Below are 19,137 nucleotides of genomic sequence, written 5' to 3' on the forward strand. Positions count from 1 at the left end.
GGGCAGGCCATGTTTTCCATGTCATTTGTGAGCCGTGGGCAAAAGTCATTTCAAAAGCGTCTGGCAGATAAGGCGGAATTTCGGACAAAAGATTTCGAGATGCATGATCTGGTGGTCGCACCGCATCCTGGCCAATGGCGGGACGCGGTCGAAGCCGTGCGGATGACCTGGAAGGATGCCTCCGGCGCACAAAGCGTCTTCGAGCGTTTCGAACGGCCCTTCGTGTTTGACCATCTGCCTACGCCGCAACCGGGCAAGCTGGCCATGGTGATCGATGCCCTCGATGGGCAAGGGCAGGCACTGGGCGGACTTCGTGCTGCCTTCGATGTGCTTATCGAGGACGCCGAGGCTGCCAGTGACGAAGAAGTCGCAGGCCCGAGTGGCCAGGTGGAAGCGGGGCAGGACGGTGAAGGTCTGGAAGCATCGGAACAAGGGTCTGGTGATCAGGGTATCCCGGTAGATGCAGCGCCGGCGTCGGCACCAGGCGCGCCTGCTGCGTCCGATAGCGCAGCGCCTTTGGCAACCCCAGCCGCGGCGCTCTCTACCACCCCAGCCGCAGCGCTCTCAGCCACCCCTTCAGCAACCCCCTCAATAGTAGCCGCGGCCGCACCGCTCGGCTTTTCGCTACGTATCCAGGCCGAGGACGATGACGCCAGCGACGGCGCCTCGGCCAGTATTTCCGGCGATACCGGAATCGCCGTGGTCAGTGATCCGGCTAACCCTGACGCCGCCGATGCCGAGGGCAACGCCTACGTGGATTACGGCAACGGCGTGGCCGGTGGCGAGAGCCTGACCTTCACCTTCGAGGCGCCGGAGGCCGGTGAATACGACCTGGTGCTGCGCTACGCCATGGGCGACGGCAACCGCCCCCTGCGACTGGATGTCAACGGCGAGCTGTTCGACCGCATGTTCGACCTGCCCGCTACCGGCGATGATTTCACCAACTTCGAGCTGACCCAGCCGGTACGGGTGACCCTGGCCCAGGGCACCAACACCATTACGCTGACCTCCAATGGGGCCAGCGGGCCTAACATCGACTATCTGGAAATCACCGCCCCGGACCCCGATCGCTACGTGGTGCAAGGCGAGGACATGCTGCTGTCGCCCGACGAGGACGTGGACGACACTGGTACCAACCGGGTGGCGACGCTCGATAGCATCGCTGACTTCACCAACAACAACGAGACCTTCCGCGTCGGCGCCGAAGGTGCCGGCTACCTGGATTGGGCGTTTGGTAATGCCAATGCCAGCGCTGACTTTACCCTGGACGTGGCCACCGCCGGCACCTACACCGTAAGCGTCACCTACGCGACCTCCGACCCCCGTCCGCTGGACCTGATACTGGTGGACGGCGCGACCACCACCACCCTGGGCACCTTTGCCTTCGCGACAACCACGGCGCCGGACTACTACCCCGACGATGTCGAGTCCGATCTCGACGCTGCCAACCGGCCCAATCAGAGCAGCCAGTGGGAAGGCTGGACCGTCGAGACCCTGGAGGTCGACCTGGCTGCCGGTTCCAATACCCTGCGTCTGGGCGGCGGCTATACCAATGGCCCCAATATCGACAAGATCGAGCTGGCCCTGGTCAGCGCTGCGGCAACCAATCCAGTGATCGACCCGCTGGTGGTGCAGGCCGAGGACGCCGAGCTCGGCGCCGACAACGGTGCCGCCACCCTGGTGCGCGACGCCGAGAACCCCGAGAACGGCGGCTTTGTCGGGCTGCGCCCGGACTACTCCGGCACCGGCTATGTGGACTTCGGCAGCGCACCCGGCGACAGCCTGACGTTTACCGTCAACGTGGCCGAGGCGGGTGACTACGACCTGAACTTCCGCTACGCCAGCAACGGGGCGCGCCCGCTGGATCTGTCGATCAACGGGGGAGACGCCTCGACCCAGGCCTTTGCCAGCACCGATCCCAATGCCAGCAATGTCGATCCCGAGGGCTTCGATGTCTGGGGTTATCAGACCCTGACGGCGAGTCTGCAGGCCGGCGACAACACCATCACCCTGGCGATCCCGGCTGGCCGCAACAATGGACCCAACGTCGATCGTCTTGAGGTCACCACGGCGGGTACCGGTCCGGTCGGCGATGTCGAGGGCGACGAAGGTGACGACCTGTCGTTCAGCTCCGCTTCCGCCCTGATCAATGCCGACGCCGCTGCCTCGGCGAGTTTCAACGTAACGGGGCTGGATGATGACATCGTCTTCGTCGGCGTCAGCTTCGATGGCGGCGTCAACGTCGAGGAGGTCACCCCGGACGCCAACGGTGACTTCAGCCTCGACCTGTCCGGCCAGGCCGATGGGCCGCTGGCGGCCAGCCTGATCGCGATGGATGCCTTCGGCAACCGTGCGACTCGCGAGCTGTCATTGACGCTGGATACCACCGCCGACGAGGGTGCTGACCTGGCGCTCAGCGGCCCTGTCGATCCGGTAACCGCGGATGACAGCGACGCTGTCACCTTCAACCTGGCGGGGCTGGACACCGACGCCGATGTCGTCGAGGTAAGCTTCGACGGCGGCACCACCCGCACCCCGGTGGGTGTCGATGGCGGCAGCTTCCAGCTGGACCTGTCCGGCCAGGACGCCGGCACCCTGGACGTCACCCTCTACGTCACCGACGCCGCCGGCAACGAAGCCAGCACCAGCACCCAGGTCACCCTGGAAGCCGACGATGCCCCGCTGACGGTGGACTTCTCGGTGGGGGCGATCTCGTCCTACGGCGGCAACCAGGACAACCCGTCCCAGGGCACCGGTGCGGCGGTGGAAGACGCCGGCGCGACGCTCGCCCTGACCGACAACGTGTGGAAGCGGGTGGCCCTGGGTGAAAGCTACCAGATCACCACCGACACTCGCCTGACGCTCGAACTCAGCGCCTCTGACACCCCGGTGTCGGAGATCATCGCGATCGGCTTTGACCTCGACGATAACCCCTTCAACGGTGGCAACAGCGCCTACCAGCTGGCCGGCACCCAGAGCCAGGGTGGTTTTGTCGACCTGCGTGGCCAGGGCGTCGATGACGACGGTGATGGCGTCGTCAGCTTTACCATCGATCTGTCGGCCCACGCTGGCACCACCATCGATTCGCTGGTGTTCGTCAACGACGACGACCTGGGCGCCAAGGGCAGCGCGCGCTTCTCCAACGTGACCCTGAGCGAGGCCACCACCGGCGACGTCAATCAGGCGCCGCAGGTGGTCGGTGGTGGCGTCGCCGACCTTGCCCTCGATGAAGGTTCCACCCTCGAGGTCGACCTGGCCTTCGAGGACCCGGACGGCGACGATCTGAGCTACCGCTTCGAGGTGGCCGACGCCGATGGTGCGCCTGTCGACGCCGCTGGCCTTGCCATCGACGGCAGCGTGCTGAGCGGCAGCCTGGATGGGCTGGAACCCGGTGATTATACCGTTACCTTGTTTGCCGATGACGGTCAGATCGAGACCTCCGACAGCTTTGTGCTGACCATCGACAACGTCAACGACGCCCCGGTGGCGGAACCGGCGGCGCTGGAGCCGTTCTTCGGTGAAGTCGGCGAGGCCTTCGGTCAGGTGGCGATCGCCGACTTCGCGCCGTTGTTCTCCGACCCCGACGGTGACGACCTGACCCTGACGGTCGAAGACTTGCCGGCAGGACTCGAGGTGGTCAATGGCGTGATCCAGGGCACGCCCTCCCAGGGCGGCAATTTCAGCGTGACCCTGCGCGCCACCGATCCCGGCGGTCTGTCGGCGACCCAGGTGCTGGAGTTCCAGATCGAGGGCACCGATATCGGTGACGTCGTGACCATCGAGGCCGAGGCCTTTACCGACCTGGACGCCGACAACGTCATCGCCACCGGTAACGCCAGTGCCTCGGGCAATGAGCTGATCCGGGTGACCAGCAACGCGCCCGCCACCGTGGGAACCGAGCTTGCCGCCGCAGGCGTCGAGCCGGGCTGGTATCGCGTTACCCTGTACGTCTTCGACGAGACCGACGGTGAGGGTGAACTGACCCTGTCCATCGACGGCAATGCCCTCGAGGCGCGCAATCTGTCGAGCGACAGCCTGACCTCCGACGTCGTATTGAGCGACGACTTCGGCACCCTGGTGGGTAGTGGTGGCCGGGGCAACGCCGGTCAGAGCGGCAACCGCAAGGAGATCGTGTTCGAGACCCCGGTGGAGATCACCGCCGATTCGCTGCTGTCGCTGGAGCTTAGAGGCGAGGGCGGCGAGCTGATGCGCATCGACTCGCTGGACCTCCTACGCATCGAAGAGCCGGTCAACAACGCCCCGACGATTGACGGACTCGACGACAGCGTCAGTGTCGACGAAAACACCAGTGCCGTGGCGACCCTGACACTGGACGACCTGGACGGTGACGCCCTGACGGTGACCCTTGAGGGCGACGATGCCGCGCTGTTCAGCTTCGACGCCAATACCGGCGTATTGAGCTTCGTCAATGCCCCGGACGCCGAGCTCGCCGCCGACGCCAACGAAGACGGCGTCTATGAGCTGACGGTCATCGTCAGCGACGGCGAAGACAGCGTGTCCCAGGCGACCCTGGTCACGGTCAACGATGTCAACGAGAGTCTCTCGATCGGTGCAACCGCACTTGCCATCGACGAGAACCTGACCGAGATCGGGTCCATCGCGGTGCTCGATGAGGACGGTCAGCCGGCCACCCTGACGGCGCCGGTGTTTGCCATCACCGGTGGTGTCGACGCGCCGCTGTTCACCATCAACGCTGATACCGGAGCGCTGGCCTTCACCTCGGCGCGCGACTTCGAGCTGGCGGCGGACGCCAACGAAGACAACGTCTATGAGGTCGAGGTCAGCGTCAGCGACGGCGATCTTTCCACCACCGAGCTGGTGTCGGTCACCGTCAACGACGTCGACGAGGCGCCTTTCTCGCCCTTGAGCCTGCAGGCCGAGGACGGTGTGGTCGAGAGCTTCGATACCGACCCCAACAACACCGACACCCAGGTTCGCGACCCGGACAACCCCGAGGCGAACCAGCCCACCGGACTGCGTCCGGGCTTCAGTGGCACCGGCTATCTGGACTTCGGTGACACCCCGGGAGACAACGTCAGCTGGCAGATCGACGTGGCCCAGGCCGGCCAGTACGACATCAGTGTGCGCTACGCCACCAATACCGATCGTCCGCTGGACCTGGTGATCAACGGCGGTGATCCGCTCGCCCTGGCCATGGTCAGCACCGATCCGGACGGCACCGGCCCCGAGGAAGGCTTCGACCACTGGCAGTTCGAGACCGTCACCGTGACCCTGGAGGCGGGCAGCAACACCATCGCCCTGGCGATCCCGGCAGGTGCCAATACCGGTCCCAACATCGATCGCATCGAGGTGACCGAGGGCGGCAGCGGCCCGATTGCGGAGGACGTCAGCGCTGACGAGGACGGCGATCTCGCCATCGTCGCCGACGACGATACCCTCGACGCCAACCAGCTGGCGGCGGCGGTGTTCAATGTCTCGGGCGTCGATGACGACGTTACCACCGTCGAGGTGTCCTTCGACGGTGGCGCGACCCGCACCGAGGTGACGCCGGATGCCTCGGGCAACATTACCCTGGACCTGAGCGGCCAGCTCGACGACCAGAGCGGTGATCTCACCGTCTCGCTGTTTGTCACCGACGCCGCCGGCAACGAGGCCAGCGCCACCGAAGTGGTCAGCTTCGAGGACGACGACGTGGTGGTGGCGCCGATCACCCTGCAGGGAGAGGACGCCGACATCGTCGACGTGGGCGGTACCGCCCAGGGCGAGGTCACCCGGCCGGTGGATGCGGACAATCCCGACGACTTCGGCAATCATCGCCCCGGCGCGGTGGGTGACGCCTACCTGGACTTCGGCTCCAACCCCGGCGACCAGATCACCTTCAACGTCAACGCGGTGGAGGCCGGCAGCTACACCGCCACCGTGCGTTATGCCAATGGAGGTGATGCCCCGCGGCCGCTGGATCTGACCGTCAACGGCGATGATCAGGGCCAGCTCGGCTTCCCCAACGCCACCGGCGCGGACGCCTGGAACGAGTGGCAGACCCTGGAAGTCGAGGTAGAGCTGGTCGAGGGCGCCAACACCTTCACCCTGACCATGCCCGCGGGCGCCACCGGCGGTCCCAACATCGACCAGGTGGTGTTCGACTTCAACGAGGCCGACGTCGGCACCCCGGCGTTCAACTTCGCCATCGAGGGTGAGGCGCTGACCATCGTCGACGCCGACGGCGACACCCAGGTGCGCGACGCCGACAATCCGGAAACCAACACCGCAGCCGGCCCCGACGGTCTATGGAATGGCTTCTCCGGTAGCGGTTACCTGGACATGGGCGCCGACGCCGGTGACGCCGCCGAGTTTCAGGTGAGCGTCGATGAGGCCGGCACCTACACCCTGGAGGTGCGTTATACCAACGCCGGCACCAACGGCGCCGACCGTCCCATGGATATCCTGGTCGACGGCCAGAGCCAGGGCAGCCTGGCCTTTGCCTCCACCGGAACCGACGCGGCCGGCTGGGAGAACTGGACCACCACCACCATCGAGGTGGAGCTCGAGGCCGGCGACAACACCATTCGTCTGGCCAATATCGGCAACGCTGGCCCCAACATCGACAGCCTGACGGTGAGTCGTGACGGGGTGGCACCGGATCGTCCGGTGGAGCCGGGCGATCGCTTCTCGGTCAAGATCAACTTCCAGCCCGAGGGCACCGCGGTGCCGGATGGCTACATCGCCGACAACGGCAAGGCCTTTGGCACCCAGTCGGTCACCGTCGACGGCCAGACCTACCAGTACGGCTGGGTCACCGAGGAGTCGATCTACGATGGCGATCCCGGCACCGAGCCACTGGACATCAGTTCGCTGACCAGCGTTGCGGTCAATGATCGCACCGATGACATCGCCGGCCTCGACCCGCGTCAGGGAACCTACGCCCACTTCGACCAGCCGGGACCCAACTATGTGCGGGCCGGCTGGGAGATCGAGCTGGAAGACGGCTTCTACGAGGTCACCATCTCCATCGGTGATACCAGTGGGCCCTACGACAGCAACAACGTGCTCAACGCCGAGGGCGAGCTGTTCAACGACCCCTTCACCCCGTTCCGCCCGGATGACTTCCCGGCCGACACCAACCCGTCCAACGACACCGACGGCGTGCGCTCTGACCTGGTCACTCGCATCGTCCAGGTCACCGACGGTCGTCTGACCCTGGATTCGATGGGGCTCAACAACGAGAACACCGAGATCCAGTACATCGAGATTCAGGCCCTGCCGGACCTGACCCCTGGGGACGATCGCGATGCCGCCGAAGACTACGCCTTCTTCACCGACGCCCGGGCGATCGCCGGGGTCGGCCAGAACGAGGTGGAGGTGGATCTCGATCCGGATGACGGTGCCATTCCCACCGGGGTCGATCCGACCTCCGACATCTTTGTCGGCATCTCGGTGGTGGACGGACGTGGTGGAGCCCTGCTCGAAAGCCTGGGCGACGGCTCGATCCGGTTGTTCGAGACCGTCACCGGTCAGGAAGTCAGCTTCAACGCCAACACCACCGGCGGCTTCGATTCGCTGACCATCTCGCCGAGCCAGACCCTCAAGCCGTTCACCAGCTACACCCTGGTGATCGACGGCTTCCAGGACCGTGGCCCCAACGACGATGCGAGCGCGCCGACCCGCGAGTTCCAGAAGTACACCAACACCTTCGTCACCGGCGCCGAGCCGGAGGTGGTCGCGCGCGACGTGGCCTTCAACGACGTGGTGGAACTCAACGGCGCCGCCGACGGTGCCTTCGGCTTCACCTCGCTGGAGATGAGCCCGGATGGCGCCTACATGTACATCGCCACCATCAGCGGTGAACTGTTGCGCTACGACGTCGACCCGATCGACGGTTCGCTGTCCAATCGCCAGGATCTGAGTCTGCCCAACGACTATTTCGACCAGCCGGGACAGAGTCAGCAGCGCGGCATCATCGGTCTGGTGGTGGACCCCACCGATCCCAATGTGCTGTGGATCACCGACAACTATCCGATCCCGCTGACCGGACGTGACAACGGTGTGCCGGACTTCAGCGGACGGATCACCAAGATCACCCTGGACGATGGACCCGGCTTCTCCGGTACCGCCGAGGCCTATATCACCGGCTTGCCGCGCTCCAACGGCGACCACGTGACCAACAGCCTCGAGTTCCGCGAGAACCCGGACTACGACCCGGACACCAACCCGGACGTGCCGAGCCATCTGCTGTATCTGATCCAGGGCTCGAACACCGCCATGGGCGAGCCGGACAGCGCCTGGGGCAACCGTCCCGAGCGTCTTCTGAACGCCGCAGTGCTGGAGATCGATCCGACCCGTGACGTGTCCAATGGGCCCTTCGACGTCAGCACCGAACCGCTGCCCGACGATGGCCTGAACCGGCGCTTCGATGACCCCGACGGTCATCCCAAGGATGATCCCATCCCCATGGGCAACGGCGAGTTCTTGGTGTTCGACGATCGCGGCGTAGCCACGGTCCAGGACGCCAGTGGCAACGTGCTGGAGACCTACTACGATCCCTACGCCCCCGACGCGGTGTTGACGATCTTCGCCACCGGGGCGCGTAACGCCTACGACCTGGTGTGGCACTCCAACGGCTTCCTCTACGTGCCGACCAACGGCTCGGCGGCCGGTGGCAACGTGCCGGATGATCCCTCCACGCCGGAGAACGAGCGCTACACCAATGTCGAGAATCAGGATGACTACCTGTTCCGTATCGAGGAGGGCGGCTACTACGGCCATCCGAACCCGCTGCGTGACGAGTACATTCTGAATGGCGGCAATCCCACCGGTGCCAACGACCCCAACCAGGTCGACAAGTACCCGACGGGCACCATTCCCGAGGGCACCTACGACATCGCCGGGGTCTATTCGCTGGGCGAGAACCGCTCGCCCAACGGGGCGGTGGAATACACCAGCGGCGTGTTCGGCGGCAACCTCCAGGGCAACGTGCTGTTCACCGAGTACTCCGGCGGTGACGACGTGCGCTCCATCACCCTGGACGCCAACGGCAACGTCATCGGCGACGATGTGCTGCGTGATCCCGACGGCAACGTCATCACCTACGTCGACCCGCTGGACATCATCGAGAACCCGGCTACCGGCCAGCTCTACCTGCTGACCCTCAACCGCGGCAACGGCCAGAGCCAGATCATTCGCCTCGACCCGGCCCCGGGTGGCACCACCGGTCCCGTCGATCCGGATCCCGATCCCGTCGATGATCTGGTCATGGTGCTGGCCATCCAGGCCGAGGACATGACCCCGGATGACGGCACCTCGGTGGTCGTGGCCTCCGGTGCTGGCGCCGAGATCGAGATCCGCGACATCAACAATCCCGAGCCGAACCAGGCAGATCTGCCCAACGGCCTGCGACCCGGCGCCTTCGGGGTCGATGGCAATGACGTCGACGATGACGGTGTGCCCGGCGGTTACGCCGACTTCGGTAGCACCAATGAGGACTTCATCACCTTCAGCTTCGAGCTGGACCCCGATCAGGCCGGCGACTCGGTGCTCAGGGTGCGCTACGCCAACGGCGGCAATGCCGATCGTCCTCTGGAGGTGTTCGTCAACAACGTCTCGGTGGGCGCCGTATCCTTCCCGCCGCCCCAGGACCCGTCGCTTGATGACGCAGACTCGCGCTGGGCCGAGTGGCTGACGGTGGATATCGATGCCGATCTGGCAGCCGGTCTCAACACGGTGCGCTTCCAGGCCACCGACAACACCGGGCCCAACATCGACCAGCTGGCGATCCTCCAGGAAGAGGATGCAACGCCAGGCTTCACCCTCTACGAGGCCGAGGACGCCGCGCTCGGCGGGGCGGTAGTCGTCCCCGAGAGCCAGGACGACCGCAACGCCTCCGGTGATGGCTTCGTCGACTTTGCCGGTGCCGGGGACCAGACCATCACCTGGACGGTGAACGTGGACGAGGCGGGCAGCTACGAGATCGGCTTCCGCTACGCGCTGGCCGCGAGCAAGGCCGACCGTCCGCTGGGCCTGACCATCAACGGCAATGACCTGGGTCAGCTCAATTTCGTCGGCCAGAGCAACGACGACGAGACCGACTGGTTCTTCCAGGACGTGCTGGTCAACCTGGAAGCCGGCAGCAACACCATCGTGCTGACCGCGCCGAATGCCGTGGGCCCCAACATCGACCTGCTGCGGGTGCCGGACGACAGTGGTGACATCTTCATCCCGGTCTACGCCGATGTCTCCGATGGTGGCCGCATCGAGCTCGAGGATGGCAACAGTGCGCGTACCGTCAATGAGCTGACCGCCGACTTCTACTTCACGGTGGACAGCGACGGTCTCTATCGTCTGGACCTGGCGGCCAACGCCGGTGCCGATGACGGTGGCTCGCTGGCGCTGACCCTCAATGGGCAGACCATCGATAGCCTGGCCTATCCCGGGGTGGGTGACGCCGGCGAGCAGGGCATCTACGTCGAGCTTCAGGCCGGCGTCGAGTACAACCTGCGCGCGGTATCCAGCGCCGATGGTGCCGATGACCTCGACTACCTCGACGTGTCGCCGCTGACCGGTAACGACAACGCCGATATCGAGGTGCAGAGCGGCGATGCTGCCTACTTCGCCAACCGCCTGCACTTCAGCTACCTGGAGAACAACAGCGCCTCGAACGATGATCGCGAGTTCAAGGACAGCGCCACGGTGACGATCTCCAATAGCGGCAGCGAGCCGCTGGAGATTCTCGAGTCCGATATCGACGGGCCCTTCGTGCTGGCCGATCCGGGTGCGTTCGACGGCCTGACCCTCGCTGCCGGTGAGTCGCTCACGGTCACGGTGCTGTTCGACCGGGACGCCTATACGGCGCCGACCACCGACGCCGGGGATGGTGTCTTCGAGGGTCGCATTCGACTGGTGACCAATGACCAGGACTCGCCGGTGGCCGAGATCCACATGGCCGGCTTCTGGCAGGCTCGTGACGAGGGTGGCTGGGAACCCAACGTCAACGAGGTCTGGGAGGTGTTCGGCTTCGGCAACCAGATCGATGGTCTGGCGACCACCGGTGGCGGCCAGAACTCGGTGCTCAACGACTTCGACCTGTATCGGCCGGTCAACGACGACGAGGTGCTGTCGCGCTACTGGTCGCTGGCCGACGGCGTAAGCGAGGCCAAGATCACCCAGATCGCCGCCTACCACGGTGGTGGCGGGGCGACGCTGGGTATCCATGCGCCGGGCAACAAGAACCAGGACATCATCTTTACCAACCACCAGGGAGACAACAACCAGACGCTGTTGCCGCTGGTCAACAACGGTGACTTTGCCACCGCGACGTTCAGCCGGGACACCATCCCCGATGGCTGGGCCGGCGAAGAGGTCTTCGGCATCGAGATGGCCGGCCTTTCCACCGATCCGTCGCTCAACCCCCAGGGTGGAGGCACGCCGCCGGCGGACGCCGACGGCATCGAGCGGGGCTACACGGTGCGCATGTTCCGGGCGCTGGACGCCGACGGCAACGTGATCCCCAATACCTACCTGGGGATCATGGACTACACCGGCATCAACTATGACTACAACGACAACATGTTCGTGATCGAAGGGGTCAAGCCGGTGTCCGGTGGCTCGCTGACCGTGACCAACAACGACGGCGTGCCTTCCGACGAGCGGCTGGTGATGTCGCGCATCGAGAACCCGGTCAATGATGCCCAGGAGGTCCACGACGAGGTCACCATCACCCTGTCCAACGACGGCTTCGATGCCCTGACCATCGACGACGTCGAGGTCAGCGATACCTCGCTGTTCGAGCTGACCGAGGCGTTCAGTGCGGTGACCCTGGCGCCGGGCGAGTCGGTGGAGGTGACGGTGCGCTTTATCGCCGATGACCCCAACGACGGTTCGCTCTACGAGGCCAGCCTGATCATCAGCTCAAGCGACGCCGACGAGGCCGAGAAGGTGATCGAACTGGCCGGCATCAGCCAGAACCAGTCCGAGAGCGGCCAGGAGCCGACGGTGCAGGAGATCGTCAACGCCTTCGGCTACTCCACCGACGTGGCCCAGGGACAGATGAACCAGGGCGGCCTGGTGGAGGCCAACGGCGACGAGGTTCTGGCGCCGTACTTCCAGCGCGCCGACGGGGCCTCGCCGATCACCATCACCCAGCTGGCGGCCTACCATGGCCAGGGTGACATCGCCCGGCTGTTCATCCACGACGTCGACAGCCGCGACATCGACGAGATCATCGCCCATGACGAGGCCGACGGTCAGACCCTGTTGCCGCGTACCCTGAATGACGGCGACAACCTGGCGGTGGCGACCCTGGATCGTGACGATCCCTTCGGCTTCTATGCCGAGATCTCCGATCGTCCGGGATACATCTCCTGGTCCGATCCCGATGCCAACCTCTACGAGGACACCATCGATGCCATCGGTATCCCGGGGGCCAACCTCAACTGGGACGAGAACGACGGTCACCTGATCCGGGTGTACGTGGCCAAGGACGCCGACGGCAACGTGATCCCGAACACCTATATCGTCATCCAGGACTACGCGGGGGTGAACTACGACTACAACGACAATATCTTCCTTGTCGAGAACGTCACCACCTATGATCCGACCGGCGCCGAGGACGCCGACGGCAATGGCCGCGTGGACCTCTACGACGACGATGATGGCGACGGTACCCCGAACTTCCTCGACGATCCGACGCCGGTGGAGCAGACCGCCTTCAATGACGACCAGAGCGCCTGGGCCGTCGGAGCAGACGGCCTGACCCTGGAGGCGAGGTTCTTCGACAACGGGGGTCAGGGAGTGGCCTACAACGACACCACCGACGCGCACCAGGGCGATGGCTTCCGCTCCGACGAGGCGGTGGACATCTCCAACGGTAGCCTGGCCATCGGCTATGTGGCCGACGGCGAGTGGCTGGAGTACACCCTGAACGTGGAGACGGCAGGCACCTATACGCTGAACTTCTCCACCTCGGCGGTCTCAGGTGGCAAGTCGATCACCGCGGCCTTCGAGCAGGATGGCAACTTCTACACCGATGCCCAGACGCAGGCCTTGCCCAACACCGGCAGCTTCACCAGCTTCACCGAGGTGGGTCCCCTGACCTTCGATCTGGAAGAGGGTGAGCAGGTGCTCAGGCTGACGTTCAACGGCGGTCAGCTCGATCTGGCATCGTTCAGCCTGGATCTGGTGGAGCCGGTGGACGACGGTCAGGACCCGTTCAACGACACCCAGACCCCGTGGCTGGTGGACGCCGACGGTCTGACCCTGGAGGCGCGGTTGTTCGATAGCGGCGGTCAGGGGGTGTCGTACAACGACTCCACCGCGGCGCATCAGGGCAACGGCTTCCGCTCGGACGAGGCGGTGGACATCTCCACGCCGTCACTGGCCATCGGCTACATCACCGAAGGCGAGTGGGTCGAGTACACCATCAACGTGGCCGAGGACGGGCTCTATGATCTTGGTTTCCTGACCTCGATGGACACCAATTTCCCCGGGCCGCGCACCATCACCGCAAGCTTTGCCAAGGGCGGCGACAGCCCCTACGTGAGCGCCTCGCCGGTGGCGGTGAACGACACCGGTAGCTGGAGCAACTTCGTGCCGACCGAGACCACCCAGGTGGCGCTGGAGGCGGGCGAACAGGTGGTACGCCTGACCTTCAACGGCGGCTCCATGGATCTGGCGAGCTTTACCCTGGCGCCGGTGGGAGCGGTGGACGATGGCCAGCAGGCGTTCACCGACGATGGCCAGCCCTGGCAGGTGGGCAGCGAGTTCAGCCTCGATGCGGTGAACTATGACGAGGGCGGACAGGACGTCGCCTACAACGACACCAGCGAGGCGCAGCTCGGCAGCAACGTGCGCGGCGAGGGGGTGGATCTGTCCAACGGCGGCAGCGCCATCGGCTGGATCGAGGATGGCGAATGGGTGGAGTACACCCTGAACATCGAGCAGGCGGGGACCTATGACATGGCCTTCCTGGCCTCGCTGGGTACCACCGGTGGTGGGCAGCGCTCGATTACCGCCAGCTTCACCAAGGACGACGGCACGCCCTACGCCACCGCCACGCCGGTGGGGGTCGAGCCCACCGGTGGCTGGACCAACTATGTCGAGACCGAAAGCACCCAGGTGACGCTGGAGGCCGGCGAGCAGGTGCTGCGCCTGACCTTCAACGGCGGGTCCATGGACCTTGAGGGCTTCTCGCTGTCACGGGACGGCCAGCAGGCGTTCAACGCCGGTGGTACCCCCTGGCTGGTGGACGCCGACGATGGCCTTGCGCTGGATGCGGTGCAGTTCGACGAGGGCGAGCAGGGCGAGGCCTTCAACGAGCTGAGCGCGGCGCAGTTCGGCAGCGACTTCCGCGATACTCCGGTTGATATCGTCGGCCAGGGTGAGGCCGTGGGCTGGATCGAGGATGGCGAGTGGCTCGAGTACACCATCAACGTCGAGCAGGCGGGTAGCCACACCCTGTCCTTCGTCACTTCTGGCCCCAATGGCGGACGCAGTATCACCGCCTCGGTGGAGCAGAACGGCAGTGTCTACGAGCAGGGCAGCGTCGACACGCCGGTGACCAGCGACTGGGGCGTGTTCGTCGACACGGCGTCGATGACCCTGGATCTGGAGGCAGGCGTGCAGGTGCTGCGACTGACCTTCAACGGCGGTTCCCAGGACATCGCGTCCTTCGAGCTGACCCGTGATCCGGACGTGGTGGCGGCCAACGCGGCCAGCGCCAGTCTGCTGCTGGCGGACGATCCGCTCGCCAGCCAGGCCGACGATGGTATCGACAGTCAGCCGATGAGCGACGATGTCGGGGTCCAGGGCGTTCAGCAGGACGACGCCGGCTTCTGAGGCTGAAGCTTGGAGAACAAGCCAAGGCGGAACAGAAAAACGAGGGAGGAAGCCATGTCAGGCCCCGGCAACGGGGTCTGACGACAAGAAAAATGGAGGAGGGAGGATGGCCGGGGGGCCACCCTCTGCTCCAGAAAGATGCAGCAGAGTCGCTGTCATGGAGTCCCGTGCCGGCAGGGAGCTGGCCCTGCGCGGACCGTCCCCCCCCTGAACCTTGGTCCGCGCAGTTCTTTTTCTTGCCATCATCGAGCCGAGTGGTCCAACTCGGTCCTCGTCATTTTGTTCTGCTTGATCCCAGTACTTGATCCTACTGCTTGATCCCTCTGGGGGGGGGCTTCCTGGAACTGGCAGTCTGCGCGTGCGCATGGCGCCATCGAACCAGCGGTTTGGTGATTGCTCTTTCGTCATTCCTCACGCATGGCCCTAGTGAGCATATCGCCATTGAATCAGTGGTTTGGTGATTGCTCTTTCGTCATTCCTCACGCATGGCCCTAGTGAGCATATCGCCATTGAATCAGTGGTTTGGTGATTGCTCTTTCGTCATTCCTCGCGCATTGCTCTAGCGAGCATGTCGCCATTGAATCAGTGGTTTGGTGATTGGTCTTTCGTCATTCCTCACGCATTGCCCGGGCTAGCATGTCGCCATTGAATCAGTGGTTTGGTGATTGCTCTTTCGTCATTCCTCACGCATGGCCCGGGCGAGCATATCGTTGATCGGTTTGGTGATATAGCTGGCGAAGCTTCTCTCCCCGGTGAGGATCATCACCTCTGCCGGCATGCCTGCGACAAGACGCATGTTGTCGGTCAGCTGCGATTTGCCCAGGTCGGTCACGCCGACGCGGACCTTGTAGTAGCGCTGGCGGGTGGCCTCGTCCTCGAAGCTGTCGGCGCTGACGCGGATCACCTCGCCGTCGATGACATTGGACAGGCGCTGGTTGAAGGCGCTGAAGCGGATTTCCGCCGACTGGCCGGGGTAGAGGTGATCCACATCGTGGTTGGGGACGCGGGCCTCGATCACGAAACCGTCGCCGGCCGGGACCAGGTCAAGCAGCGGGTCGCCACCACGTACCACGGCGCCCAGGGTGTGCACCTGCAGGTCCACCACGGTACCCGCCACAGGGGCCGTGATTCGCGTGCGCGCGAGGGTGTCATTGAGGGCGACCAGGCGCTCTTCGGCGTCGGCGACCTCGGCCTGGACCTGACGTAGCGCTTCGCCCACCTGCTGTTGAAATTCCTGCAGGCGAATCTGCTTGTTCAGGGTGTTTTCACTGATATGGGCGCGCAGTCGGGCGATCTCCGAGGCGTGTCCCGCGTTGTCACTCTGGTACTCCAGGCTCTCGCGCTCCAGCTCACGCAGACGCTGGCTGCTGATCATGCCGTCACGAAACAGCTTGCGGTGGTTGGCGACCTCACCCTCCAGCGAGTCGATGCGTTGCTGGGTGATCGAACGGGTTTGCCCCAGGCCGGTGATCTGCTCTTCCAGTTGAAGAATCTGCTGGTCCAGGGCGGCCAGCGTATCGTCCAGCGATTGCCGGCGTACCTCGAACAGCCGCCGCTGCACGCCCAGCACCTCCTGAACCCGCGAATTGCTGGACGCGATCAGTTCCGGTGGAAAGACCAGGCTGTCGCTGTCGGCCTGTTCCGCCAGCAACCTCACCTCGCTGGCCCGAGTGATCAGGTACTCGGTTTCGGCGATGCGCTGCTGCGCCAGCGCCTGGGTGTCGTCCAGCACGATCAGTGGGGCGCCGGCTTCCACGTGATCGCCGTCCTCGACCAGCACGTCGGCGACGATGCCGCCTTCCAGGTGCTGGATCGTCTTGGTGAAGCTTTCCACCGAGACCGAACCGGGGGCGACCACCGACACCGCCAGGTGAGCGGTGACCGACCAGACCCCGAAGCCGCCGAAGGCCACCAGCAGGATGGCAAGGCCCCAGCGTCGATAGGGCCGAAGGTCCACCGGTACTAGATTCTCAGGACCGGCGGTGGCCGAGCTCGAGTCGATGGCGGCGGTCTCGACGGGCACCGAAGTAGAGACTTGAGCGCTCATCGTGGTGTCCTCGAGCTGTTGGATGAAGGGGGATCCGTTGGCAGCGGGTTCGATGGCGCAACGCCGGACGGGGCTCGTTGAGAAGAGGGCGTGCCGGCACCGGCGACTTGCTTCACCACCCGTGCCGAGGACACCGTTCCCTTGAGTCTTGCCCCGCCGGCCGGGGAGGGAGGAGCCAGGGACGTCACTCGGCCGTTGTCGAGGAACATTACCCGGTCGACCTGGGCCAGCAGGCGCTGTCGGTGGGTGATCACCAGGGTAGTGGTGGCGAGCCGGCGCAGGCGGACCAGGGTTTCCACCAGGGCTCGCTCACCGCTTTCGTCCAGATTGGAATCGGGTTCGTCCAGCACCACCAGCGATGGTTCGCCGTACAGGGCTCTGGCAAGGCCGATGCGTTGACGCTGGCCGGCGGATAGACCCGTGCCGCCGTGTCCGATGGTGGTGTCGTAGCCTTCGTCGAGCTTGAGGATCAACTCGTGGACGCCGGCCAGGTGGGCTGCCTTGAGTACTGCGTCGGCGTCGACCGGGCCGAAGCGAGCGATGTTGTCTGCAATGCTTCCGGCCAACAGCTCCACGTCCTGGGGCAGATAGCCCAGGTGGGGCCCCAGGGTGCTGCGTTCCCAGCGCAGGATGTCGGCGCCATCGAGGCGTACGCATCCGTCGAGACTCGGCCAGATGCCCAGGGCTACCCGTGCCAGGGTCGATTTTCCCGAGGCACTCGGGCCGATGATAGCGAGTTGTTCGCCAGCCTTGAGGTCGACGCTGATCGCGTTGAGTGAGGCGACGGTCGCTCCAGGCGGGCCGGCACATACCTGCTGGAGGGAAAGCTGGCCCTTCGGGGCGGGCAGCGGCATCGGTGGTGATGGCGCCTCGCTGTCGATGAGTTGGCCCAAGCGTTCGCGGGCGTTACGGGCGGCGATAAAGCTCTTCCAGCCATTGATCAGTTGATCGATGGGGGCCAGAGCTCGCCCCAGCAGGATCGAGCCAGCGATCATCATTCCTGGGGTCAATTCCGCCTTCAGTACCAGCCATGCCCCCAGGCCGAGGATCAGCGACTGGGACAGCAGCCTTAGTATCTTCGAAAGGTGGGTGAGTACACCTGAACGATCACTGGCCCGGGATTGCAGTGCGAGGGAGTCACGGTGCTGCGACTGCCAGCGTCGCTTTACGCTCTCCAGCATGCCCATGGCATGGAGCACCTCGGCGTTGCGCAAGTTGGCGGCGGTTTCATCACGGCTGGCGACCTGGTGGGCGCCAGCCTGTTTCAGCAGACCCCGGGTGCAGGCCTCGTTGATCGCGGCCAGGGCCAGCAACAGGATGCCGGCGGCCAGGGCAAAGAGCCCGTAGAGCGGATGAAATAGCGTTAGTACCCCCAGGTAGAGGGGGATCCATGGCGTGTCGAAGAAGGCGAGCAGGGCGGGGCCGGAGACGAACTGGCGCAGCGTGGCCAAATCATCCAGCGCCTGGGTCGAGGTGGCACCCGGACGGCGCAGGGCCTGATCGTAGATGGCCTGATGGATAGCCGGCTGGAGCCGTTCATCCAGGGCATTGCCGATGCGCACCAGCAGTCGCGAGCGAACCCACTCGAGTCCGCCCATGACGGCGAACAGGAACACCACGACCAACGTCAGCATGACCAGGGTCTCGACGCTGCGACTGGCCAGCACCCGGTCATACACCTGCAGCATGTATAGCGAAGGCACCAGCATCAACAGGTTGATGAACAGGCTGAACAGTCCGACGTCGAAGAGGCCGCGTCGGCAGCGAAGTATCGCCTCCCGAATATTGTAACGGGTGGGGGTCATGTAAAGGCGTCTCGTTTTCTGGATTTGCGGCGAAGTTCTGGTGGTGTTGGCAGCCGGAGCGAAGAGCGATGCCTGATGTCGTTTATCACCTTGTCGTGCAGGGTGTCCGAAATCTGATGGAATGAAGTATGGAGTTGGCAGGGAGTGAGAGGCTAGGGAGAAGTTCGCCGAAACGACTTTTTTAGAGCTTACAAATCTATGTAAAACGGCATAAAAATGAAGAATCTCAATAGATGTTTCCGTATTCTTTTGTTGAATTTTTGAAGAATTCTGTGCTGTTTTTGTCGACGATTATTGTGAGGAATATTGAAGTCATTGTTTTTAGAGGGAGTAAATAGGTTTTCGGCCGCTTTTAGATGCGTCAAAAAAGTTCTGTTGTGGAAGGGAGAGTTGATCAAGACGAAGTAGTTGGATCAAAAAAAACCCTCAACTTCTGATGTTGGTGTAAGATATTTGCTATTTGTTTCCGAATGTAAA

3 protein-coding genes are annotated in these 19,137 nt (G+C 64.2%); 1 reads left to right on the forward strand and 2 read right to left on the reverse strand.

Features of this window, described 5'->3' with window-relative positions; genetic code table 11:
• Positions 1-99 precede the first annotated feature (99 nt).
• On the forward strand, positions 100-14,808 hold the full coding sequence (locus EBB56_RS11515) for a carbohydrate-binding protein (protein WP_260425338.1): 14,709 nt from the start codon (positions 100-102) through the stop codon (positions 14,806-14,808).
• 676 nt (positions 14,809-15,484) lie between these two features.
• Here the strand turns inward: EBB56_RS11515 and EBB56_RS11520 are convergent.
• Positions 15,485-16,855: an HlyD family type I secretion periplasmic adaptor subunit gene (locus EBB56_RS11520; RefSeq protein WP_124804412.1), complete on the reverse strand. Its 1,371-nt coding sequence runs from the start codon at positions 16,853-16,855 to the stop codon at positions 15,485-15,487.
• Positions 16,852-18,660, reverse strand: a complete 1,809-nt coding sequence (locus EBB56_RS11525; RefSeq protein ID WP_124804413.1) for a type I secretion system permease/ATPase — start codon at positions 18,658-18,660, stop codon at positions 16,852-16,854. Before EBB56_RS11525 ends, EBB56_RS11520 begins: the two co-directional genes overlap by 4 nt.
• Positions 18,661-19,137 lie beyond the last annotated feature (477 nt).

Source organism: Halomonas sp. YLB-10 (assembly GCF_003856855.1).
In the GTDB taxonomy this organism is placed as follows: Bacteria; Pseudomonadota; Gammaproteobacteria; order Pseudomonadales; family Halomonadaceae; genus Halomonas; species Halomonas litopenaei.

Coding starts and splice junctions, on each gene's coding strand:
- EBB56_RS11515 (WP_260425338.1), top strand. CDS start 100: ATGCATGATCTGGTGGTCGCACCGCATCCTGGCCAATGGCGGGACGCG.
- EBB56_RS11520 (WP_124804412.1), bottom strand. CDS start 16,855: ATGAGCGCTCAAGTCTCTACTTCGGTGCCCGTCGAGACCGCCGCCATC.
- EBB56_RS11525 (WP_124804413.1), bottom strand. CDS start 18,660: ATGACCCCCACCCGTTACAATATTCGGGAGGCGATACTTCGCTGCCGA.